The following is a 23636-nucleotide window of genomic DNA, read 5'->3' on the forward strand; positions in this document are numbered from 1 at the left end:
AATATACTCAAACCGGGCGATCGAGAGCGTTCCGGCGAGGGGAAGTGGTGCAGATGGGGGCCGTGGGAGACCGCGTCGGCCCCGTGCGTTCCCGTGACCGGTTCCTGCACGGCGACCGGCCCGGACCGGGCGGGGGCGGGGAGGGCGTGCGCGGTCCGATCCTGAGCTCCTGGGAGCGTTGCGTGCTGCTGGGCCTGTCGCCGGACCAGTCCGAGCTGCCCTTCACCGAGGAGTACGACCCGGACGGTCCGCTAGTCCGCGCCGCCGTCCCCGTGCTCGACCGGCTCCAGTCGATCTTCACGGGCAGCCGGATGAACATCTGTCTCGCCGACGGGCACGGCACGGTGCTGGCGCGCCGCTTCGGCGACCCGGCCCTGCCCCGGCACCTCCCGCCGATCCAGATCCTCCCCGGCTTCGTCTTCGCCGAGCGGGTGGCGGGGACGAACGGCATCGGCCTGACCCTCGCGGAGCGGCGGCTCGTCCAGGTCCACGGCGCCGAGCACTTCGCCGAACGGTCCCAGTCGAGCGCCTGCACCGCGATCCCGGTACGCGACCAGCTCAGCGGCCGCATCGAGGGCGTGCTGTGCCTCGGCTACCCCTACACCGACGCCGATCCGGCGCTGGTCCCGCTGGTGCGCCGGGCGGCCGAGGCCGTGGAGCGGCGCCTGATGGAACAGAGCTCGGACCGCGAACGCGGCCTGCTGCGGGCCTACCTCGACGCCGCGAACCACACCCCGCACGACGGGCGGGAGGTCCACGACGGCCACCCGCTGGCCATGGCCGAGCTCCTCCAGAGCGAGCTGGACCAGTCCGACCGCTCGCTCCTGAAGGAGCGCGCCACCGAGCTGATGTCCACGGCCCGGCGGGCGGCCACCGAGGTGCCGCTGTCCCGCGGCCGCCGGATCACCCTGATCAGCCGCCCCGTGACCAGCGCCGCGGGGGTCGAGGGGGTGGTGATCGAGGCGCTCATCCCCGAGGACCCCGAGCGGCACGCCCCGGCCCCCGGTCCCCGTCCGGCCCCGTCCGCCCCCGCGGGCGCCCGTACCCTCGGCCCGGAGCCCGCGCCCGCCGGACCGCCCGCCGGACCGCGCGGTGACGGCACCGTCCGGGGGCTGGTGCTGGTGGGCGAGCCGGAAGTGGGCAAGTACGCCGTCGCGGCCCGGCGCCGGCTGGAACTGCTGGCCGAGGCCGGCAACCGCATCGGGACCACCCTGGACGTGGACCGCACCGCCCGGGAACTCGCCGAGACGGCCGTGCCCCGGCTGGCGGACTTCGTCACCATCGACCTGCCCGAGGCCGTCCTGCGCGGCGAGGAGGCCCCCAACCCCACCACCGAGATGCGCCGTACGGTGGTCCACGGCATCCGCGATGACTGCCCCTTCTACCCGGTCGGCTCACCGGTCACCCTCGGCCCGAGCACCCCGCACGTCCGCTGCATGACCAGTGGGGAGCCGGTCCTGGAGCCCGATCTTCGGGCCGCCTTCGGCTGGATCGCCCAGGACCCCGGGCACACGGAGCGGCTGCTCGCGCACAACATCCATTCGCTGATCACCGTCCCGCTGCTCGCCCGGGGCGTCCTGCTCGGCATCGCCTGCTTCTACCGCTCGCAGGACCCGGCGCCGTACGGGGACGACGACCTCGCCCTGGCCCGGGAGCTCGCCGCCCGCGCCGCGCTGTGCATCGACAACGCCCGCCGCTACACCCGCGAGCACACCCTGGCCCTGGCCCTCCAGCACAGCCTGCTCCCGCGCGGGCTCCCCGCCCAGGGCGCCGTCGAAGTCGCCCACCGGTACCTGCCCGGCGAAGCGGGTGTGGGCGGCGACTGGTTCGACGTCATCCCCCTGTCCGGCACCCGGGTGGCGCTGCTCGTCGGGGACGTCGTCGGCCACGGACTGCACGCCGCCGCCACCATGGGCCGGCTGCGGACCGCCGCCCGCAACTTCGCCGAGCTGGAACTCGCCCCCGACGAACTGCTCACGCACCTGGACAACCTGATGGTGCGCCTGGACCGGGAGGAGGGCGGTGACCACCCGGCCCCGGGCAGCACCGGCATCGTCGGCGCGAGCTTCCTGTACGCCGTCTACGACCCCACCTCGCGCGGTTGCGTCCTGGCCCGCGCCGGTCACCCGCCGCCCGCACTGGTCCTCCCCGACGGCAGCGTGTCACTCCTCGACCTGCCCGCCGGACCCCCCCTCGGCCTCGGCGGGCTGCCCTTCGAATCCGCCGAGTTCACCCTCCCGGAACACAGCCAGCTGGTCCTCTACACCGACGGGCTGATCGAGGACCGGCGCCGCGACCTCGACGTGGCCCTGGACCAGCTGCGTACCGCCCTGTCCCACCCCGACCGCGCCCCCGACGACACCTGCCGGGCGGTCCTGGACGCCGTGGCCCCCGCCCACCCGGGCGACGACATCGCGCTGCTCGTCGCCCGGACCAACGCCCTGCCCGCCGACCGGATCGCCAGCTGGGACCTGGCCGCCGACCCGTCCCTGGTCGGCGAGGTGCGCGCCGCCGCCGTGCGGCAGCTCCGCCGGTGGGGGCTGGACGAGTCCGCCTTCGCCACGGAGCTGCTGCTCAGCGAGCTGGTCACCAACGCCGTCCGGTACGGCACCGGGCCCGTCCGGGTACGCCTGATCCACGACCGCACCCTGATCTGCGAGGTGCACGACGGGAGCAGCACCGCCCCCCGCATGCGCCACGCCGCCTCCACCGACGAGGGCGGCCGCGGGCTGTTCCTCGTCGCCCAGCTCGCCCAGGCCTGGGGCACCCGGTACACGGCCTCCGGGAAGGTCATCTGGGCCGAGTGCGCCCTCGACGCGGCGTGACGCGCGCGGCCCGCTCCCGGCGGCGTCGAGCGGGTCCAATATCGGAAATAACGGTCCTGATCGGCATAGAATCCCCCATGTAGTCGGGAACACCTCGGAGGCCGACCCCCGGAGAAGTCTGTGCATCACGCTCCCGACACCGGGGCGGGCCCGGCCCCGCGGCCGGACACGGAACCCCTCGTCCGCATTCGGGGCCTCGGCAAGCGGTTCGGCGGCACCCGCGCACTGGACCGCGTCGACCTCGACGTCCACCGGGGCCGCGTCCTCGCACTGCTCGGCCCCAACGGCGCGGGCAAGTCCACGCTCATCAAGGTGCTCGCCGGGGTCCACCACGCCGACGAGGGCGAGGTGACGGTCGCGGGCCATCCGCTCGGCTCCCACGCCGCCGCCCGGAACATGGCCTTCATCCACCAGGACCTCGGTCTCGTCGAGTGGATGACCGTGGCCGAGAACATCGCTCTGGGCACCGGCTACCCGCTGCGCGGCGGCCTGATCTCCTGGCGGCGCGCCCGGGAGCGCTGCGCCGGGGCGTTGCGGCTCGTCGCCGGGCACCTCGACGCCGACGCCCCGGTCGCCGCCCTCGCCCCGGCCGAACGCGCGCTCGTCGCCATCGCCCGCGCCCTGGCGGCCCGGGCCGCACTCCTCGTCCTCGACGAGCCGACGGCCACCCTGCCCGCCGCCGACTGCGCCCGGCTGTTCGACGTCCTGCACGTCCTGCGCGACCGGGGGCACGGCATCCTCTACGTCAGCCACCGGCTGGACGAGGTGTACCGGGTCGCCGACTCCTTCGCGGTGCTGCGCGACGGCCGCGTCGTCGACCGCGGTCCGCTCGCCGGACACCGCCCGGACCGGCTCGTGCGCGCGATCGTGGGCGGCGGCGCCACCGCCCGCCACCCGGCGCCGGGCGCGCGGAAGGGCCCCTCCCCCGGCCCACCCCTCCTGCGACTGGAGGGCGTGAGCACCCCGCGGGCCCGGGACGTCAGCCTGGAGCTGCGGGCCGGCGAGGTCCTCGGCATGGTCGGCCTCACCGGCGCCGGCCACGCCGACCTGGGCCGCGCGCTCGCCGGGGCCCGGCCGATCCTCGGCGGCCGGGTCCTGCTGGAGGGCCGCCCGTACCGTCCCCGTACGGTCCGCGCCGCCCTCGAAGCGGGCGTGGGCCTGGTGGCGGGCGACCGGCAGGAGGAGGGCTGCGCGGCCGAACTGACGGTGCGGGAGAACTTCCACGCCAATCCGCGCGCCACCGGCGGGCCCGCACCGCGCTGGATCTCCCCCCGGCGCGAGCGCGCCGGGGCCGCCGCCCTGATCGACCGGTTCTCGGTGCACCCCCGCGACAGCGAGGTGCCCATCGCCACCCTGTCCGGCGGCAACCAGCAGAAGGTCATGATCGGCCGGTGGCTGCTGCGGGGCGGCCCGCGGCTGCTCGTCCTGGAGGAGCCGACCGCCGGCGTGGACGTGGGCGCCAAGGCCACCGTCCACCGGCTGCTCGACGACGCGCTGGCCGGGGGGCTGGCGGTGCTGCTCGTCTCCACCGATTTCGAGGAGGTCGCGGGCGTGTGCCACCGCGCGCTGGTGTTCGTCCGCGGGACCGTGGGCGCCGAGCTGAGCGGCGCCGCCCTCACCGTCGCCGAACTCACCCGCACCGCCTCTGCGATGCCCCCCGTCACCGGGGACGGGACGGGCCGATGAGCGCCGCGCCCCGGCCGGTGCGGGACCGCCTCCACGGCCATCACATCGGCGCCTACGGCCTCCCGTCCCTCGCCGTCCTGCTCTTCCTCGTCTTTTCCGTGGCCCTGCCGGCCACCTTCCCCACCCGGGACAACGTCTTCGCGGTCCTCTCCAGCCAGTCGATCCCCGCCGTCCTGGCGCTCGGAGCGACGATCCCCATCGCCACCGGCAAGTTCGACCTGTCCATCGGCTACGGCCTCGGCCTGGCGCACGTGCTGGTGATGGAGCTCGTCGTCACCGAGGGCCGGCCCTGGCCCCTCGTCTGTGCCGCGGTGGTCTGCGGGGCGGCGGCCGTGGGCGCCCTGAACGGCGTCATCGTCGAGTTCGGGCAGATCGACTCCTTCATCGCCACCCTCGGGACCGGCAGCATGATGTACGCCGTCACCGGCTGGATCACCGACGGCGCCCGGATCGTCCCCGGCCCGGCCGGGCTGCCCCCGTCCTTCACCGCCCTCTACGACTCCCGGTTCCTCGGTCTCCCGCTGCCCGCCTTCTACGTCCTGGCCGTCGCCGCCGCGCTCTGGGTGGTGCTGGAGCGGCTGCCGCTCGGCCGCTACCTGTACGTCATCGGCTCCAACCCGCGCGCCGCCCGCCTCATCGGCATCCCCACCCGCCGGTACTCCGTGTACGCCTTCGCCGGATCGGGCCTGGTCGTCGGCTTCGCCGGGGTGCTGCTCGCCGCGCAGCAGCAGACCGGCAATCCGAGCGTCGGGCTGGACTACCTGCTGCCCGCCTTCGTCGGGGCCCTGCTCGGCTCCACCACCATCAGGCCGGGCCGGGCCAACGCCCTCGGCACGGTCGTGGCCGTCGCCGTCCTGGCCATCGGCCTCGCCGGGATCGGCCAGCTCGGTGCCCGGTTCTGGGCCACGCCCCTGTTCAACGGCGCCACCCTGCTGATCGCCGTCGGCCTGGCCGGGTACTCCGCCCGCCGCCGGCTGCGCGCCGGGGCCACCGCAACCGCAACCGCCACAGCCGCAGGCACCGGCACCGGCACCGGCACCGGTCATCCGTAGGCCGGCCCCGTCCCGTACGCGCACCCGAGCCAGGAGCACCGTGCACCCGAACCGCCAGGCCACCCTCACCGCCGCGGCCCTGCTGGCCGCGGCCGCCGCCCTCCTCGCCGGGTGCGGGGGCGGCCGTACGGACGGCGGGGGTCCCACGCCCTCGGCCGGCTGTCCCGCCGTCCTCGGGCGGGCCCTGGCCGCCGTCCGGCAGGCCGAGAACACCGAGACCTCCTGGACCGGTCCCACCGAGGGCCCCGCGGCCGTACCCGGCAAGACCCTCGTCTACGTCGCGCAGACCATGACCAACCCCGGCGTCGCGGGGGTCGCGCAGGGCCTGCGGGAAGCGGCGCGGGCCATCGGCTGGCAGGTCCGGGTGATCGACGGCGGCGGCACCCCCGCCGGACTCCAGGCGGCCATCGGCGAGGCCATCACCCTGGGACCCTCCGGCATCGTCATCGGCGGCTTCGACCCCCGGCTGACCTCCCGCCAGGTGGAGCAGGCCCGGCGGGAGCACATCCCGGTCGTGGGCTGGCACGCGGTCGGCTCCCCCGGCCCGGACGAGGCGGCCGGGCTGTTCACCAACGTCACCACCAAGGTGGAGGACGTCGCGCGGATCAGCGCCGACTGGATCATCGCCCGGTCCCGCGGCGACGCCGGGGTCGTCGTGTTCACCGACGACTCGATCCCCTTCGCCCGCACCAAGTCCGAGCTCATCAAGAAGGAACTCGCCGCCTGTCCCGGCGTGCGGGTACTGGCCTACGAGAACATCCCGATCCCGGACGCCAGCAGCCGCACCCCGCAGGAGGTCGCCTCCCTGGTGTCCCGCTTCCAGGACCGCTGGACGGACTCCGTCGCCATCAACGACCTGTACTTCGCCGACGCCGCCCCGGCCCTGCGCGCGGCCGGCAAGCCGGCCTCCGGGCCGCCCTTCAACATCGGCGCGGGCGACGGCGACCCCTCCGCCTTCCAGCGGATCAACAGCGGCCGCTACCAGGCCGCCACCGTCCCGGAGCCGCTGTCCCAGCAGGGCTGGCAGATCGTCGACGAGTTCAACCGCGCCTTCGCGGGCCGCCCCGCCAGCGGCTACGTCGCCCCGGTGCACGTCGCCACGGCCGCCAACAGCGCGGGCGCCACCTCCTGGGACCCGCCCGGCTACCGCGAGGCGTACCGCCGCATCTGGGGCCGCTGACGACCGCCGGGGGACCGCCGGGGGACCGCCGGGCGGCCCGGCCGCGGGGGGAGCGCGGGATTGTTCGGGGAGTGTACGGGGGGACGGCGCGGCCGCCGGGCGGCGGTCCGGCGCGGTTACCATCGACGGGGTCGCCGCAGGTGAGAGGCAGTGATGACGGACTCAAAGGGCCTCGTGCTGATCGTCGAGGACGAGCGCCACATCGCCGACGTGCAACGGCTCTACCTGACCCGGGAGGGCTACGGCGTCCACGTCGAGGCCGACGGGAACTCCGGACTGGCGGCGGCCCGGCGGATGCGGCCGGTGGCGATCGTGCTCGACATCGGCCTGCCGGGACTCGACGGCATCGCATTCTGCCGCGCGCTGCGGGACGCCGGAGACTGGACGCCGATCCTGCTGGTCACCGCGCGCGGAGAGGAGGCCGACCGGATCCTCGGCCTCGAACTGGGCGCGGACGACTACCTGACCAAGCCGTTCTCACCGCGCGAGCTGGTCGCCCGGGTCAAGACCGTGCTGCGCAGGACGGCGGGACCGCCGCCGCGGGCCGCCGAGAGCGTCGGACGGCTCAGCCTGGACCCGGTCGGCCGCACCGTGCGCCGCGACGGCGCGCCGGTCGAGCTCACCACCACCGAGTTCAACCTGCTCGGGCACCTGCTGCGGCACGTCGGGCAGGTCTTCACCCGTGAGCAGTTGCTCGCCCAGGTGTGGGGGTACCCGGGCTACCGCGACACCCGGATGGTCGACGTGTTCGTCTCGCAGCTGCGCGCCAAGCTCGGGGACGCGAGCCCGATCCGTACGGTCCGCGGCGTCGGCTACGGCGCGACGGCACCCCGGCCGTGACGGGGCCGGCCGTACGGGGGCCCCGCCCGGGCCGCGGTTCCCTCGCCCGCAACCTCGTGGCCCTGACGACCCTGGTGGCGGCGCTCGCGGTCGCGCTGACCGGGCTGATCGCCTGGCAGACGGCGGCGCACGAGGCCGAGCGGCGCGAGCGCGACCAGCTGGCACGGCAGGCCACCGTACTCGGCCGGCTGCCGCTGCTGAACGAGGCGCTCTTCAACGGCGCCCAGGCCCTGGGCGGCCCCAACGGGGTCGCGATCGCGGTCATCGCGCCGGACGGGACGGTGACCGGCAGCGCCACCCCGGCGGTCGGGCTGGCCTCGAAGTCGGCCCTGCTGGCGGGACGGGCCGTCTCCACCTCGGGCGTCCTGGACGGCCGGGAGGTGCTGATCGTCGGGCGGCCGGGCGTACGCGGCGGCGCGGTGGTGCTGACCGAGCCGTACGCGGTCGTCGCGGACCACACGGACCGGATCCGCCGCAACGTCGTCGCGCCGCTCGTGGCCGGCATGCTGGGCGCGGCGCTCGCCGGGGCGCTCCTGGCCCGCCGCATTGCCCGGCCGCTGGTGCGGGCCGCGCGGGTCGCGCACCGGCTCGCCGACGGCGAACGCGGGGTGCCCGCCCCGGTGGACGGCCCCCGGGAGACCGCGGAGATCGGGCGGGCGCTGAACGTCCTGGACGCGGCGCTGGCGCGCAGCGAGAACCGGCAGCGGGAGTTCCTGCTGTCGGTCTCCCACGACCTGCGCACCCCGCTGACCGCGGTGCAGGGGTACGCCGAGGCGCTCGCCGACGGACTGATCGAGCCGGACCGGGTGGCCGAGGTCGGGGGGATCCTGGCGGACGAGACCCGCCGCCTGGACCGGTTCCTGGCGGACCTGCTGGCCCTGGCCCGTCTGGAGGCGGACGACTTCCGGCTCGCCGCGGCCCCCGCCGACCTCGGCGCGGTCGTGGCCGCGGCCGCGGCGTTCTGGTCGGGGCCCGCGGCGCGGGACGGGGTCGACCTGCGGGTGGAACGGCCGGCCGGGCCCGTCGTCGTGACCACGGACGCCTTCCGGGTCCGCCAGCTCCTGGACGGCCTGGTCCGCAACGCCCTGCGGGTCACGCCCCGCGGCGCGCCGCTGGTCCTCGCGGTCGCGGCGGCCCCGGACGGCGGGGCGGTCCTCCAGGTCCGCGACGGCGGGCCCGGGCTGAGCGAGGAAGACGTCCGCGTCGCCTTCGACAGCGGCGCCCTGCACGCGCGCTACCGGGGCGTGCGGCCGGTCGGCAGCGGCCTGGGACTGGCCATCGCGCACCGGCTGGCGGGCCGCCTCGGCGGAGCCGTCCGCGCCGAGGGCCACGGCCCGGAGGGCGGCGCCGCCTTCACGGTCACCCTCCCTCCGGGGCCGGAGCCGGAGCCGGCCACCGGGTGAGGGGGCGCGGACGGGGGCGGCCTTACGTTCCCCGCACACGGCGCCCACGTTCGCCTTACCGGCGCCGGGCACCGTGGGCCGCATGAACATTTCCTCGGCCGGGGAGCCCGGACTCCTCCACCGCGGCGGGCGCTGGTGCGCCCTGCACGCCCGTCGGGTCGTCGCCGTGTGGGTCCTGCTCCTCGCGGGACTCGCGCTGGCCGACCACAGCTGGGGCGGCGGCTTCGCGGACAGCTTCTCCCTCCCCGGGACCAGCGCCCAGAGGGGCGCCGACCTGCTCGACGCGCACGGCGGCGCGGCCGGCGGCGCGGCGGCCCCGATCGTGATCGCGTCCGGCGCGGGGCCGGTCGGCGAACACCGGACCGCGCTCTCCGCCGCCGTCGCGGGCTTGGGGCGGCTGCCCGAGGTCGTTTCCGTGGCCGATCCGCTGACGACCCCCGGGGCGCTGTCCGCGGACGGCGCCACCGCCCGGATCACGGTCCGCTTCGCGCGCAGTCCCACGGGCTTCGACCCGGCCTACCTGGCCGGGGTGGACGCCGCCGTCGCCCCGCTGCGCGCCGAGCACCTCACCGTCGAGTACGGGGAGCCGCTCGGGCAGCTGGCCGCCCCGAGATCCGCCGACCGGGTGTCGGAGGCGGTCGGTCTGGCCGTCGCCGTGCTCGTGCTGCTGCTCGGGTTCGGCAGCGTCGCCGCCACCGGGCTGCCGCTGCTGACGGCCGTACTGGGCCTGGCCATCGGCCTGAGCGGGCTCGGGCTGCTGGCGGGGCGCTTCGACTTCGGGCAGGCGGCGCCGACCCTGGCCGCGATGATGGGCCTGGGCGTCGGCGTCGACTACGCGCTCTTCCTCGCCACCCGCCACCGGGCGCTGCTGGCGGCCGGGGCCGAGCCCGCCGAGGCGGCCGGCCGTACGGTCGCCACCAGCGGCCGGGCCGTCCTGGTCGCCGCCGCCACGGTGGCCATGGCCCTGGGCGGGCTGTACGTGTGCGGGGTGGGTTTCATCGCCACCCTCGGTGTCGCGGCCGGACTCAGCGTGCTGGTGGCCGCCGCCGCGTCGGTGACGCTGACTCCCGCGCTGCTGGGCCTGCTGGGGCACCGCGTCGACCGGTGGTACGTGCGCCGGCCGGTCGCCGAGCCCACCGGGGACTCCGATCTCTGGCAGCGCTGGGCGGTGCGGGTCAGCCGTCGGCCCTGGGCGTTCCTGACCGGCGGTCTGCTGCTGCTCGCCCTGCTGGCCGTCCCGGCCGCGTCCCTGCGGCTGGGGCACGTCGACGCCGGGGCGCAGTCCGCCGGCCGCACCGACCGCCGGGCGTACGACCTGATCGCCGAGGGGTTCGGGCCCGGCGCCAACGGCCCCGTCACCGTGGTCGTCCAGCTCGACAGCGGCCGCGTCGCCGATCCGCAGCGGCGCCAGGAGCTCGCCGACTCGATGCGGCGCGAGCTGGCCGCCGTACCCGGTGTCGCCTCGGTGACGCCTCCGGCCCCGAGCCCCGACCACGTCCTGCTGATCAGTACCGTCACCCCCGGCGCCGCCGCGCGGGACGCGGCGACCGCCCGGCTGATCCGTACGCTGCGGGACGACACGCTGCCGCGGGCGCTGGCCGGCACCGGCGTCACGGGCTACGTCACCGGGCCGGCCGCCGCGGGGCAGACCTTCACCGACACCCTCGCCGCCGGACTGCCCCGGACCGTGGCGGTGGTGGCGGCCGCGGCCTTCCTGCTGCTGCTCACCGTCTTCCGCAGTCCGCTGATCGCGCTCAAGGCCGCCGTGCTCAACCTGTTCTCCATCGCCGCCGCCTGCGGCGTGGTCGTCGCGGTGTTCCAGTGGGGCTGGGGCGGGGCGCTGCTCGGGGTCACGGAGAAGGTTCCGGTGGAGTCGTACGTGCCGATGATGATGTTCGCGATCGTCTTCGGGCTCTCCATGGACTACGAGGTGTTCCTGCTCTCCCGCGTCCGCGAGGCGTGGCTGCGGCTCGGGGACAACCACCTGGCCGTCGCGACGGGCCTCGCGGCGACGGCCCGGGTGATCACCTGTGCGGCGCTGATCATGACGAGCGTGTTCCTGGCGTTCCTGCTGTCGGCGAACGTGGCCGTGAAGATGCTGGCGCTGGGACTCGGGGTGAGCGTCGTCATCGACGCGACGGTGGTGCGCCTGCTGCTGGTGCCGGCGTCCATGTACCTGTTCGGGCGGGCCAACTGGTGGCTGCCCGGCTGGCTGGACCGATTGCTTCCGCGTCTGGACCCGGAGGGGGACGACCGATGAGGAACCCGTTGCGCAGGCGCGTGCGCGCGATGTCCCGGCGCCGTCGCGTCCCGGCGGTCGTGAGCGCCGTCGTCCTGCTGGCCGTGGGCGGGGCGGGGGCGGCGGAGCTGACGGCCCGTGCGGCGGTCCGGGACCGGGTCGCGCGGGCGGCTCCCGCGCTCGGCGCGGACGTGACGGTCGGGACGGGGGGCGACTGGGCCCTGTGGGACCTGGTGAACGGGAGCGTGCCGCGGCTGGAGATCAGCAGCCGGGACGCCCGGTTCGCCGGCCTGTCCGGGATCCGCGTCCGGGCGCGGCTCGACGACGTGCGCCTGGGGCCGGCGCCCTCCGTGGGCGCCTCGCGGGCCCTGGTGGAGGTGTCCACCGGGTCGATCGCCGACGCGATCCGCTCCCGGGCGCCGTCCGTACCGGTCGCCTCGGTCACCACCGTGCCGGCGGACGGGACCGTGGTCGCCGCCGTCGGTCCGGGCGGCGCGGGACGGCTGACGCTGCGGCCCGTGCTCGCGGACGGCAGGGTCACCCTGAACGTGGACGGTTTCACCCTGTTCGGGCGGTCCGTTCCCGCCGGGCGGTTCGCCCCGGACGGCTCGGGGCCGGGGCCGGGACCGGGGCCGGGCAGCGGTGCGCGCTATCCGCTCGGGCTCCGGGCCACGTCCCTGCACGTCGGGGCGGAAGGGCTGGACGTCACGCTGACGGGCGGTCCCGCCCGCCCCGGGGATGCCGCGGCGGGCGGGACCTGAGGGCAACCGTCAGGTGCGGTACGCGAAGTAGACGGCGTCCGGGTAGGACGCGATCAGGCTCGCGAGCGACTTCCGGTAGGTGTTGGTGGAGTGGTAGGTCACGTACGGCATGCCGGCGGCACTGCGGTACGTCACCATCATGGAGTGGTCCTTGGACCCGTCCTTGTTGAAGTCCACCTGCACGATGTCGCCGACGTCCGTCTGGTAGACGTTGGCGAGGTTGGCGGCCCGCTCGTTGGAGAGCGTGAACCAGGCCCACTCGTTGGCACCGACCCACGAGTCGGACTGGCGGGCGCCGTCGTACCACCAGTTGCGGTAGTCCGAGGTGGAGCCCGGAACGGCCTTCCAGCCGCCCGCCTTCAGCGCCTGGCTGATGAAGTTGGTGCAGTCACCGCCGGCACCGCTGAACTTCCGGTACGCGGGGTTGTAGTTGCTCCAGTACTTCTCGGCGTACTTCGCCATGGCGGCGTAGTCGTAGGCGCCGCCGGTCTTGGCCTTGGGCTTCGCCGGCGCCGGGTACTTGGTGGACGCGGGCGTGCCGTCCGGGTACTGGTTGCCGTCGTCCTTGACCACGTTCGCCTTGGCTGCCACGGGCTCGTTCACCGCGACGGGACCGGCTTCCTGGGACTTGATCGAGGTCAGCTCCCAGGCACCACCCTTCTTGCTGGTGAGCTTGAGCTCGTAGCGGGTGCGGAAGTCGGTCGTCGCCGGCTCGTCCCCGCGCAGCTTCTTGTAGGTGAGCGTGGTCTGCTCGGTGACTTCCACGGTCGCCTTGCCGCCGGTGACCGTGGCCTTGTCCACGGAGACCTTCGTGTCGGCTCCCGTGTAGGCCTCACCGAGCGCCGCCAGCCGGGTCTTGCGGGAGCGCAGCGACGATATCGCGGCGTCCTCGTCCTTCTTCAGCTGGGAGGACATGCGCGCCTTGGTGGAGTTACGGGCGGAATTGTGACGGCCCGCCTGTTCCTCGACCAGGGCTTCGGTGCGCTGGGAAAGCACGTCGTCCGCCATGCGGGCGAAGGTGTCGACCGTCTTACGGTCGGCTGCTTTGGGGCCGGATTCCGCACTCGCAGAGGAAGCGAGCAGACTTGCGGACGCCACGCCCACGGTCAGGGTCGCACCCACGGCGAGCCTGAACCTCTTTGGTATCACTATTTTTCCCCTTGTCACCCGGTCCACTCGAACCGAGGCACGGAATCTTCGCACAACTTCTCCACACCTTCGTCCCGTTCCGTTTGGCGGACCCCCGCCGCGGCCCCGGCGGTGCCCGAACCGTGCCCGCGGGTTCCGGATCGCCCGCGCCGGGCCGCCTCCGCGGCGGTGCGGGGCAGCCCCACACGGGGCGCACAGGCGGTGCATCTAGGGTGTGGGGAAAAGTACGGCGGAAAGGGCATACGGAGTGGGCAGGCAGGAGAAGGCCGGAAGAGGGCGTTCGCACGGCAGGCGGGCGGCTCCGGCAGACGGCGGCGCAGCCCCCTCGGGCCGCCGCAGGAGCACCGGTTCGCGCCGTCGCACCCCCACGGGCCCCGGCCGGCTCCGTACCCTCACCGCACCCCTCGCCACAGCCCTCGCACCGGCCCTCGGCTCCGCCGCCACCGCCGTCCGGCCGCTGCTGCGGCGGCTGCGGCCCGCCTATCCGCGGCCGGGCCGGGCGGGCTGGCGCCGCTGGATACCCTCCTGGCGCCAGTGGCTGGGCGCGTGCCTGTACGCCTTCATCGGCATGGTGGGCTTCGTCGCGTGCGCGTACGCGGTGACGGACATACCCGACGATCTCAACTCATTCGCCAAACAACAGGACAACATCTACTACTACGCCGACGGTTCGACGATGGCCCGGACCGGCTGGGTCAGCCGGCAGGAGATGCCGCTCGACAAGGTCCCGGCGCAGGTCCAGGGAGCCGTCCTCGCGGCCGAGAACTCCAGCTTCTACTCCGACCCCGGCGTCTCCCCCTCCGGCGTCCTGCGCGCCGTGCGCGCCGCGGTGACCGGCGGCGAGACCCAGGGCGGGTCGACCATCACCCAGCAGTACGTGAAGAACGCCTACCTGAGCCAGGACCGCACCCTCTCGCGGAAGTTCACCGAGCTGCTCCTCGCGGTCAAGCTGGACAACCAGAAGGACAAGAAGCAGATCCTCCAGGACTACCTCAACACCAGCTGGTTCGGCCGCGGCACCTACGGCATCCAGCGCGCCTCCCAGGCCTACTACGGCAAGGACGTCTCCCAGCTCAACGCGAGCGAGGGCGCCTTCCTGGCCTCCCTCCTGAAGGGCGCGGGCCTGTTCGACCCCTCCCTCGGCAAGGAGAACCACGAGCGGGCCGTCGAGCGGTGGAACTGGATCCTGGACCGCATGGTCGAGACCGGCCGGCTCTCGGCCAAGGAGCGCGCCACCTACACGAAGTTCCCCGAGCCCTCGCAGACCTCGCTCTCCGGCACCCCCGGCGCGCAGACCGGCTACCTGGTGGAGCTGGCCAAGCAGTACGCCATCAAGGCCGGGCACATCAAGGACTCGGACTTCGACCTCGGCGGCTACCAGGTCTACACGACCTTCGACCGCAACCGGATGACGGCCCTGACCGCGGCCGTGCAGAACGCGCAGAAGGCCTTCGACGCGGAGAAGCGGCCCGACACCGACAAGCACGCGAAGATCGGCGCGGCGAGCATCGCCCCCGACGGCCGGCTGCTGGCCGTGTACGGCGGCCCGGACTACCTGAAGCAGGGGTTCAACGAGTCCAACGCCACGACGATCCCGGCCGGCACGGCGTTCACTCCGCTCGTGTACGCCGCCGCGCTGGAGGAGGGCATCACGCGCACGCGCGGCAAGGCCCGTACGCCCCTGTCCCCCGCCGCCCTCTACGACGGCAACGACCAGGTCACCGTACAGACGCCCGAGGGCCCGTACTGGGACCGCAGCGGCAAGGTGGTCAAGGGCCGCAACGACGGCGCCCGCAACTGGGGCCAGGTCACCATGCGGCAGGCCGTCGCGAACTCCGTCAACACCCCGCTGCTCCAGCTCGGCCTCGATGTCGGCCTGGACCGGGTGGACACCTTCGCGCAGCGCGCGGGGCTGCTCGAATCGAGCCTCGGCCCGCGGATCCCGACCTTCGCGCTCGGCGAGAACTCCACGCCCAGCGCGATCCGGATGGCCGGCGCGTACGAGACCTTCGCCGCCCAGGGCATGCACACCGACCCGTACTCGGTCCGGTCGGTCACCCGCAACGGCGCGTCGGTGCCCGTCGCCGCGCCGAAGCCGGCCCGGGCGGTGTCGGCCAAGACCGCCCGCACGGTGACGGAGGCCCTGCGGGACGCCGTCAGTGACGGATCGGCGAAGACGGCGGCCAAGGCGCACCCGGGCGCGGCGGGCAAGACCGGTACGACGGCCGCGAACACGGCGGGCTGGTTCGTGGCCAGCACCGAGCAGGAGTCCACGGCCGTGGTGGTCTACCGGATGTCGCTGACCGACCTGGTGCCGCTGCCGCTGACGGGACTCGGCGGGGACGCCCCCGGCACGCTCGGCAGCGACCGGGCGGTACGCCTGTGGGCCGACTACATCAAGGCCGTGAAGTAGCCGCGAAGCGGCCCCGGGAGCGACGGAACGGGCCGGGGGGCGGCCCCCCGGCCCGTCGGCGGTCCGCCCGGCGGCCGCTACTTGATCAGCGTCTTCCAGTCCGGTTCCTGCGCCGGGTCGAGCATGCGCAGCTGGGCCAGCACCTTCGGGTCCTGCGCGTCGAGCCAGTCCGACAGCTCCTTGAAGGAGACGCAGCGGACCTCGCTGCGGGGGCACACGTCCCGCATCACGTCCTCGACGGCCTTCATGTAGATGCCGCCGTTCCAGTCCTCGAAGTGGTTGCCCACGAACATGGGCGCCCGGCTGCCGTTGTAGACCCGGTTGAAGCCGTTGAGGTACGACATCCGGGTCTGCGTCTCCCAGGCGGAGAACTTCGTCGGGTCGCCCTGGGTGCTGTCGCCGGACTGGTTGTACAGGAAGTTGAAGTCCATGGAGAGGACTTGTGACTCCTTGCCCTGCAACGGCACGAGTTGGAGGGGGAAGTTCCAGATGTCCTGCTTCTTGGACGGCCACATCTGGAAGTCGCCGGAGGAGCTCGCGTCGTAGCGCCAGCCGTACGGCTTGATCGCGGTCAGCAGGTTCTTCTGGCCCTCCAGGCAGGGTGCCCGGCCGCCGACCATCTCCCGGTCCGGGTCGAAGGGCAGCGGCGCCTCCTTGGAGAAGCCGGTGTTGGTCTTCCAGTTCTTCATGAAGGAGTACTGCTGGTCGATCTCACTCTTCCACTCGTCGACGCTCCAGTCGCCGCCGCCCTTGGGACCGCAGAAGTGCCCGTTGAAGTGCGAGCCGATCTCGTCGCCGTCGGCCCAGGCGCCGCGCAGCTGCTCCAGCGTGGTCTTCACGTGCGGAACGGTCGGGTAGGAGATGGCGGAGGCGCCCTGGGGGTGCTGCGGCGGGCGGTAGAGCTGCTTCTTGCCGTCCGGCAGCAGGTAGATGCCGGTGAGGAAGAAGGTCATGTGGGCCTTGCTCTCCTTGGCCACCTGACGGAAGTGCGAGAAGAGGTGGTCGTCGCCCTCCAGCGCGCCGTCCCAGGAGAAGACCACGAACTGCGGCGGCTTCTCGCCCGGCTTCAGCCGCTCGGGCTTGAGCTGTCCGGGCTGCGGTCCGGTGTTGGAGGTGGAGCCGTCGCCCAGCACCTTCACCTTGCCGTCCCACGGTTCCTGCGCCGCCTTGCCGGCGCCGTTCCCCGAGGTGCCGCCGGCGGCGGAGTCCGCGAAGTTCGCGTCGCCCCGGGTGGCTCCCGAGGAGTCACCGAGGGTGAACGCGTACGCGGTGGCGGCGGCCCCGCCCAGGGCTATCACGGCGGCGGCCACGCCCAGCCGCTTGCGGTTGCGTGCCTTGCGGCGGACCTTGCGGGCACTCCTGGAGTCCGCCCGGGCGTGCGGAACGGCGTCGGTGTCGGCCATCGCAGTCGTATTCCCCCCTGATCACCGCAGCAGGGCCGCGCGTGGATGGTTCGTACGAATATAGAACTTGTCGCCACACCGGCCGCACCCGTCCCCCTCGGCTACGTCACTTCACAGCCAACCCACAGCCCTCGACGTCGCCCACCACGGCGCACGCGGCGGCCCTGGGATCGCGTGCCAGGCGCACCACCGAGGTCGCGTCGTGCTCGCGCACGAAATCGACGTTGCCGATGAGCACCCGGCCCGGAGCGAGGCCCAGGGCCTCGAAGTGGCGGGAGGACTGGTATCCGACGCGGAAGGGTTCCGTGCCCGGCCGGACGAACCACACGGTCAGGTCGATCAGCCCGGTCGTGACGGCGATGGCGCCCCAGTCACCCGCGCCCACCACCTGCATGCCGGTGTTTCCCTGGGGCACGGGAAGCGCCCCAACCTGCCGGGGCGCGTCCGGATCGCGCAGGTCCCAGCCCTCGGTGCCCACGCGCACCACCCGGCCGTCCTCGGCGAACAGCAGCCCACCGGCCGCGCCGGAGCGCACGGTGGCCCTGCGGCGCGGCTTCGCGGGGTTCTCCAGGTCCCACACGGCCAGGTCCGCCGGTCCGCCGCCCAGGACGAGGAGGCGGTCGTCGGCGGAGAGGGCCGCCCCGCGGTCGTCGGAGCCCGTCGGGGCGGGCGCGGTCGGGGCGGGGGCCGCGGCCGCGGCGTTCGGGCCGACGGCGGCCGGGAGCGGACCGGGCCGCCCGGCCGCGAGCGCCCCGGCGGGGCGCACCCCCGCACCGGCGGTCGCCGAGGAGGCGGCGGGCGAGGGGGCGGGCGTCGAGGGAGCGGGGTACGTCTGTTCGTCGTCGCCCGCGCCGTCGCCCTCGCCCGAGTACTCCTCCGCGGTGGTGGGCCTGATGGAGGCCGACGTGGGCCTGATGGAGGGTGCCTGGTCTTCCGGGAACCCGGTGTCGTCGTCCATCGGGGCACCCGGGCCCCTGTCGGCCGGACCGGCGGAGCTCGTCGTGGACTCCCCCGTGATCCGGGCGGGCGGCCCGGCCGGGACGCCCTCGTCCCCCACCGTCCAGACCAGCGCCTCGCGACCCCCGGACAGCACGGCGACCACGAACCGGCCGCCGCGTCCGATCATCAGCCCGGTGATCAGGCCGGTGGCGTTGCCGGGTCCGTCCGGCGGGGGCCGGACGTCGGCGGGCAGCGGGAAGGCCACCTTGAGCCGTCGGGGCCGGCCGGGATCCTGCACGTCCCACACCGACAGGACGTCGCCGTCGAGCAGCGCGAGCCGGGTGCCGTCGTGGTCGATCGCGATCAGGTCCGCGGCGGGCACGGCCGACCGCCGGCGGTAGGGCGTCCCGGCCGCCGTGTCGTACAGGGCCACCTCGCGCTCGCTCTTCCTGGTGGCCGGGACCAGCTGGTTGAGGGCGAGCAGCCCGTTCCCCGGCGCGTGGGCGGCCGCGGTGTAGGGCGTGACGGGCCCGGGATCCATGGCCCCGCGCAGGTCCGCCACGTCCCAGAAGCGCACGACGCGGTCTTCGCCGCAGACCGCCAGCCGCGTCCCGTCCGGGCTGTAGGTGAACAGCGGGTCCTCCGGACTGTCCGGCCCTGACGACGCCCGGTCCGCGCCGTTGGTGCGCAGCACGACGTCGGATCCGATCAGCGAGACCCCCGTCTGGTCCACCGTGGCGCCGCCGCCGCGCGGTCCGGGCACCATCACGTTCGCCCCGCGCACCGCGTCGACGAGCCGTGGGGTGTCCCCGTCGAGCTGCCAGAGGTCGACGAAGCGGTTCTCCATGCCGAATCCGGCGGCGAGCGGGTGTGAGGTCGTGGTGTAGAGCAGCGTGCCGTCGGTGCGGGAGAAGGCCACCCCGGTGTTGGGGTTGATCTGGCCGCCGCCACCGGGACGGGGATCGGCGGACGCGGTGTACTGGCCCGGGTCGATCGTGACGGTCTCGGGGAACCCGTCCCGGGTCAGGTCGTGGACGTGCACGGCGCGCGTGTCGGCGACGGCGGCCCGCCGCCCGGTGACGTCGACGGAGATGCCGATGAGGCCGTTCTCCCGCTGGGCGGCGGTGACGGGGAGCTCGCCGAGGCGGCGCGGGGCATCCGGTTTCTCCACGTTCCACAGGGTCACCGTCTCCTGCGCATCCGGATCGTTGGCCGGGACCGGAGCCGGGGCCGGCACGGGGCCGGCGGTGGCCAGGATCCTGCCGTCCCCGCTGACGGCGGCCTGGAGGACCACTCCGCCGGGCAGGACGGCGAGGCGGCGCGGGTGGGCCGGATCCTCGAAGGTCCACAGTTCGGCCGTGCGGTCCCGCATGCCCACCAGGACCGCGGCGCCCGCCGGGGAGGACAGCGGCAGGAGGACCTGACCCGTGTCGCGCAGGGGCCGCTTCGGCTCGGTGTCGGGCGCACCGGTGCCCAGCGTGGCGACGGAGGCCCGCGAGGCCGTGTCCCAGACGGTGATCCGCCCGGGCTCGCGGGTCAGGAAGGTGCGGCCGGCGTTGGTGTAGCCGACCGCCTCCAGCGCGGGCCGGTCACCGGATCCGGGCGGGAGCTCGCCGCGGTAGCGGGACTGCAGGAGCGTGCGCAGCAAGGAGTCCAGGCCCGCCGTGTCGGGGGCCCGGTGGTAGGCCGCCAGGGCCAGCCGCAGTGCGCGGGCCGGATCGGACGCCCGGACGGTGTCGGCCTCGTTGAGCATCTTCTTGGCCTGCTGGAGGACGCGTTGGTGCCGCTGCTCCCGCCACTGGTAGGTGCCGATGCCGCCGGCCACCACGGCCAGGACCAGGGCCAGGACGAGTCCGCGTTTGAACATCTCCCGGCCGTTCCAGCTGCGCGCCTTGCGCAGCGCCGCCTCCCACCGGGCGGCGGTCAGCACCTCCGGGCGCGGCGGCCCGTCGGGCAGTTCCCGGGCCGCCGCGCGGGCCACGGGCCCGTCGGGCTCCGCCACGACGACGAGCTTGAGTCCGCGGGCGGCGCGCAGCTTCGGCCGGAAGCCGTCGACGGCCGTCAGCTCCCCCCGGGCCGAGACGCCGCCGGTGACCGCCCGGTCGGCGTTGACCCGCCTGATCGCGACGGACAGCCGCAGCGCGGTGCGCAGCCAGGCCCCGCCATTGCCCCGGGCGGCCGGGACCCGGATGCGCGCGGTCTCGCCGAGCAGCACGGCGAAGGCGGCTCCCAGGGAGGGACCCACGACCTGGGCGGGCGGCCTGGCACCGCGTTCGGCCAGGTCGATGCCGTGCAGCGACCACACCACCGTGCCCGTCAGCGCGTTCCCGGCCGTGGCCCAGGCGTGGGTGAGGGACTGCCCGAAGTCTTCGTCGCCGGCGAACAGGGGCAGCGTCGCGGGATCGGGCACCAGGCCCCGGGGGCCGTGCGGGTGCAGGGTCATGGACAGGTTCCCGGCCGCGCCCACGCCCTGGAGGTCGAACAGGACGCGCAGCGAAATGGGTCTGCGCGCGCGGCCGGGCAGATCGCGCCGGGCCAGCCCGGCCAGGGCCAGGGCAGCCGCGAAGGCGGGACCGCCGGTGGCCCGCGGCCCCGCGGCCGTCACGAGCCGGTCGAGTGCCTCCCGCAGCCGGGCGTCGCCCGCGGCCAGTCCTTCCGGCGACCAGGGGACGGTCGTGTCGCGGGGGGTGGAGCGGGCCTCCTCGTACCAGCGCAGGACGGTGGCCGTGCGCCGGGGGTCCGGTCGTACCGCGAGGAGTTCCAGGCCGAGGGCGGCCTGGACGCGTACGGCGAGCAGGTCGACGGGGTCCTCGTCGTCGAAGGCCTCGGTGAGGCCCGAGGCCTCCCGCAGGATCCCGGTGGTGCGCCGGTTCTGCAGGAGGGTGACGTCCGAGGCGAGGGCGTCGTGCAGTCCGGTGTTCTCCTCGTACAGGAGGTGCAGCGGGGCCGGATCGCCGCCCGTCACGAGCCGGGTGACCCAGGGGACGAGCAGGCTCGGGATGCCGGACAGCAGCCACCGGGCCTCGGCGGAGTCGATGGCGTCGAGGCGGCCTGCGGCGAGGTACCCGTCGAGGCGATCGAGGGCGCGGGCCGTGTCCCGCGTGGCGGTGGCGGCGGGGGCGGTGTCCGTCACGACTGGGGGTCCTCCTTGATGGCCGCCCGTACGGGGTGGCCCTCGGGCAGTGCGCCGGCCAGGGTTCGCCAGGTCCGCCGGTCGGTGCGGGGGATGGTCGCGCTCATGGTGGCGCGGACGGCCCGCACGTCGAGGAAGGGCAGCTCCTCGGCGCCCAGCGGGGGTCCGGACTGGTCGGCGGAGATCTCCGCGCCGGGGACGGCCCGCAGGCCCAGGTCTCCGCTGAGGCCCGCGCCGGTGGGGACCAGCAGCACGTACAGCTCGGGGTGGCCGGCGACGCCCGTGACCCGGACGGGGAGCAGTACGACGCCGTAGTCGGTGGGCAGGCTCCGGGCGGTGTCGGCGGGGAGGGTCGCGGTGATCACGACCGACACCTCGTCGTGGGAGTCGACGGCCAGCCGGAGCGTGACCGCCTCGCGCTCCACGCTGTCCTCGGCCTGCTGCGTGCCGCCCGAGGCCGTCGGGGCGAACTGGTTGCGCACCCTCGCGGGGCTGCCGTAGTACAGGACGGTCCGGCCGCTCTCGCGGGCGGCGAGCCGGGCCGCGGCCGCGCGGGCGGTGGCGCCGAGCAGGGCGTCGGACTCGGCGATGGCGGTGAGCAGTTCGGCGAGCTCGCTCCGGGTTCCGGCGGGCATCCGGTCGGCGGGCGCGGTCATCAGGCGCGTGCACAGGGCGGTGGTGGCGACCCGCCGGATCCGGGGGTCGGCCGCCCGCTGGGCGGCGGCCAGCTGTTCGAGGGCCGCGCTGAAGCGGGAGCCCGTGGGGGCGAAGTAGTGGCGCAGTCGGGGCGTCGCCCCGGCGGGCGCCGTGCCGGGCGCGCGCAGGGCGCGGGTCACCTCGGCCGCGAGCCGCTCCACCCTCTCCCACGGCAGGACGTGGAAGCATTCCGGTTCCGGCCGGCCCTCGTCGGCGAGCCGGTCCAGCAGGCTGAAGCTCAGTCCCGGGTCGGCCGCGGCGAGCAGGTCCCGTTCGGTGTCCGCCAGCCGCAGCGCGGGCCAGCGGCGCTCGATGGCGGCGACGGCCTCGGCGGTGTCGGGGTCGGCGGGCAGGGGGCGTGCGTCGTCGTCGAGTTCGAGGTAGGCCTCCCCGGTGTCCGGGCGGTACAGGCCGAGGGCCTCGCCGCCGTCCGTCAGCGGCAGCGACCGGCGCTGCCATCCGTCGGCGAACCGGGGCAGGTCACGGGCGTCGGCGCGCTCGTCGCCCTCGTTGAGCGGCCCGTACGCGGACCAGCGGACGGCGCCGCGCGCCGGGCCCCCGTCGTGCGCGGGGCCGGGCTGCGCCGGGAGCGGGGCCGGGCGGGCGGCGCGGACCCAGAGGGTCAGCGGCCGGTGTACGGCGGTCATGCCCGCTCCTCCCCTGCCGTCGTGCGGCGTGCGTGCGGCCCGGTGACGGGCTCGTTGTCCGGTTCGGCCACCGGGCTGGCGGCGGGTGGGGCTGGCGTGATGGGCTGGGTGGGCGCGGTGGGCGGGGTCTCGGTGGCAACGAGCCGGGCGACGAGTTCCACCGTGGCCGGGCCGAGCCGGCCGGCCAGCTCCAGCGCCCGTTCCCGTCCCTCCTCGGGGACGCCCTTGCGCCACGCGTACCCCAGCGCGCCCCAGTGCTCCTCCCCGATCCGGCCGACGAGGCCCGCCGGCACTCCGGCGGCCCAGCGCACCAGGTCGGTGACGTCGGCGTCGGGGTGGCGGACCGCGAACTTCAGGAACCGCAGCAGGACGTGCGCCTGCCGGGACGGCTGCCGTTCGGCGTTCAGGCTGGCCAGCACCCGCGGGCGGGACCTCAGATGGGTCAGGCCCAGGCCCGTCGGATCGGCGAGGACGCGGTGGGTGTGGTCGTAGTAGAGGCTGTTGACCGTCAGGTCCCGGGAGGTCACGTCCTCGCGGAGGTCCCCTCCCCAGGCGGGGAAGAGGAAGTCGGTCACCGCGAGCGCCTTGTACTCCAGGATCCGCGGCGTGCGCAGCCGGGGCGGGGCCAGGTGCACCACCAGGCTGTCCGGGCTCAGTCCGTGCCGGTAGTCGCCGAGTCCCGCGAGCTCCTTGCGGCTCACGACCTCGCGGAGCAGCGCCTTGGGCGGGAGGGTGCCGGCGAAGTCGAGGTCGTTGGGGCGGGCCGCCGGCCCGATGTCGGCCAGGTCCCGTACCGCCCCGCCGATCAGCCAGAACGGGTGCCCGGCGGCCGGCACCGCTTCCATCAGCCGGCGGACGAAGGCCCCTTCCGTGCCGCTCTCGTCCAGGCACCGGTCGACCGCGGCCGCCATGCCGGGCACGATGTCCTCGGCCGGGTGCACGTCGCGCTCCGCGCAGCGCTCCGCGGGAGCCGGGCCGCAGCGCTCCACCCGGTCCGGCGTGGGCAGCGGCCGGTCCCCGGGGGGCGTCAGGGCCTGCCGGTTCCCTTCGAACAGCACCACCTCGTCGCCGTCGCGGGTCAGGGCCAGCCCCAGCAGCGGCTCACCGTCCACCCGGTCGCCGCGTGCCAACGACGCGTCACGCGCCCGGGGGTAGAGGTCCCGCAGATCCTTCATCGCGTTCTCCCCGTGCAAGGTTCCTCCCTCGTTCCGTGCTGCCGTTCCGCGCCGCCGCGCCGCCCGTTCACGGGACCGCCCCGGGCCGGTGGCCG

The 23636-nt window shown here is 74.9% G+C and carries 14 protein-coding genes; 9 read left to right on the top strand and 5 right to left on the bottom strand.

The window, feature by feature from the left end:
- Positions 1 to 53 precede the first annotated feature (53 nt).
- From ACGFXC_RS06280 to ACGFXC_RS06315, 8 genes are all read left to right on the top strand, one after another.
- A complete protein-coding gene (locus ACGFXC_RS06280; protein WP_393710043.1) occupies positions 54 to 2825 on the top strand; it encodes a SpoIIE family protein phosphatase in 2772 nt (923 codons plus the stop codon).
- A 120-nt stretch (positions 2826 to 2945) separates the two neighbouring features.
- Positions 2946 to 4511: a sugar ABC transporter ATP-binding protein gene (locus tag ACGFXC_RS06285; protein WP_393710045.1), complete on the top strand. Its 1566-nt coding sequence runs from the start codon at positions 2946 to 2948 to the stop codon at positions 4509 to 4511.
- Positions 4508 to 5563, top strand: a complete 1056-nt coding sequence (locus ACGFXC_RS06290) for an ABC transporter permease (RefSeq protein ID WP_393710047.1) — start codon at positions 4508 to 4510, stop codon at positions 5561 to 5563. The genes ACGFXC_RS06285 and ACGFXC_RS06290 overlap by 4 nt, the downstream gene beginning before the upstream one ends.
- A gap of 40 nt (positions 5564 to 5603) precedes the next feature.
- Positions 5604 to 6743, top strand: a complete 1140-nt coding sequence (locus ACGFXC_RS06295) for a substrate-binding domain-containing protein (RefSeq protein ID WP_393710049.1) — start codon at positions 5604 to 5606, stop codon at positions 6741 to 6743.
- A 153-nt stretch (positions 6744 to 6896) separates the two neighbouring features.
- On the top strand, positions 6897 to 7583 hold the full coding sequence (locus ACGFXC_RS06300) for a response regulator transcription factor (protein ID WP_393710051.1): 687 nt from the start codon (positions 6897 to 6899) through the stop codon (positions 7581 to 7583).
- Positions 7584 to 7639: 56 nt separating this feature from the next.
- Positions 7640 to 8986: a histidine kinase dimerization/phospho-acceptor domain-containing protein gene (locus ACGFXC_RS06305; RefSeq protein ID WP_393710053.1), complete on the top strand. Its 1347-nt coding sequence runs from the start codon at positions 7640 to 7642 to the stop codon at positions 8984 to 8986.
- A gap of 82 nt (positions 8987 to 9068) precedes the next feature.
- Positions 9069 to 11246, top strand: coding sequence for an MMPL family transporter (locus tag ACGFXC_RS06310; protein WP_393710055.1), 2178 nt, complete (start codon positions 9069 to 9071; stop codon positions 11244 to 11246).
- Entirely contained in the window at positions 11243 to 11986 is a 744-nt protein-coding gene (locus ACGFXC_RS06315; RefSeq protein ID WP_393710057.1) for an LmeA family phospholipid-binding protein, read from the top strand. Before ACGFXC_RS06310 ends, ACGFXC_RS06315 begins: the two co-directional genes overlap by 4 nt.
- Before the next feature lie 9 nt (positions 11987 to 11995).
- Here ACGFXC_RS06315 and ACGFXC_RS06320 read toward each other — a convergent pair whose 3' ends face one another.
- On the bottom strand, positions 11996 to 13135 hold the full coding sequence (locus ACGFXC_RS06320; RefSeq protein ID WP_393710059.1) for an amidase domain-containing protein: 1140 nt from the start codon (positions 13133 to 13135) through the stop codon (positions 11996 to 11998).
- A gap of 247 nt (positions 13136 to 13382) precedes the next feature.
- On the opposite strand from ACGFXC_RS06320, the gene ACGFXC_RS06325 reads away from it, so the two are divergent.
- Positions 13383 to 15548 carry a transglycosylase domain-containing protein gene (locus ACGFXC_RS06325; RefSeq protein WP_393710061.1) on the top strand — a complete coding sequence of 722 codons (2166 nt, stop codon included), beginning with the start codon at positions 13383 to 13385 and terminating at the stop codon, positions 15546 to 15548.
- 77 nt (positions 15549 to 15625) lie between these two features.
- On the opposite strand, the gene ACGFXC_RS06330 is transcribed toward ACGFXC_RS06325, so the two are convergent.
- The 4 genes from ACGFXC_RS06330 to ACGFXC_RS06345 all read right to left on the bottom strand — a co-directional run bounded on the left by ACGFXC_RS06330 (position 15626) and on the right by ACGFXC_RS06345 (position 23541).
- Positions 15626 to 16951, bottom strand: coding sequence for a hypothetical protein (locus ACGFXC_RS06330; protein ID WP_393710063.1), 1326 nt, complete (start codon positions 16949 to 16951; stop codon positions 15626 to 15628).
- Between the two features lie 106 nt (positions 16952 to 17057).
- On the bottom strand, positions 17058 to 21023 hold the full coding sequence (locus ACGFXC_RS06335; RefSeq protein ID WP_393710064.1) for a hypothetical protein: 3966 nt from the start codon (positions 21021 to 21023) through the stop codon (positions 17058 to 17060).
- A complete protein-coding gene (locus ACGFXC_RS06340) occupies positions 21020 to 22366 on the bottom strand; it encodes a hypothetical protein (RefSeq protein WP_393710066.1) in 1347 nt (448 codons plus the stop codon). Before ACGFXC_RS06340 ends, ACGFXC_RS06335 begins: the two co-directional genes overlap by 4 nt.
- Entirely contained in the window at positions 22363 to 23541 is a 1179-nt protein-coding gene (locus tag ACGFXC_RS06345) for a hypothetical protein (RefSeq protein WP_393710068.1), read from the bottom strand. Before ACGFXC_RS06345 ends, ACGFXC_RS06340 begins: the two co-directional genes overlap by 4 nt.
- Positions 23542 to 23636 lie beyond the last annotated feature (95 nt).

This window comes from Streptomyces sp. NPDC048507, from assembly GCF_043199995.1.
GTDB lineage: Bacteria > Actinomycetota > Actinomycetes > Streptomycetales > Streptomycetaceae > Streptomyces.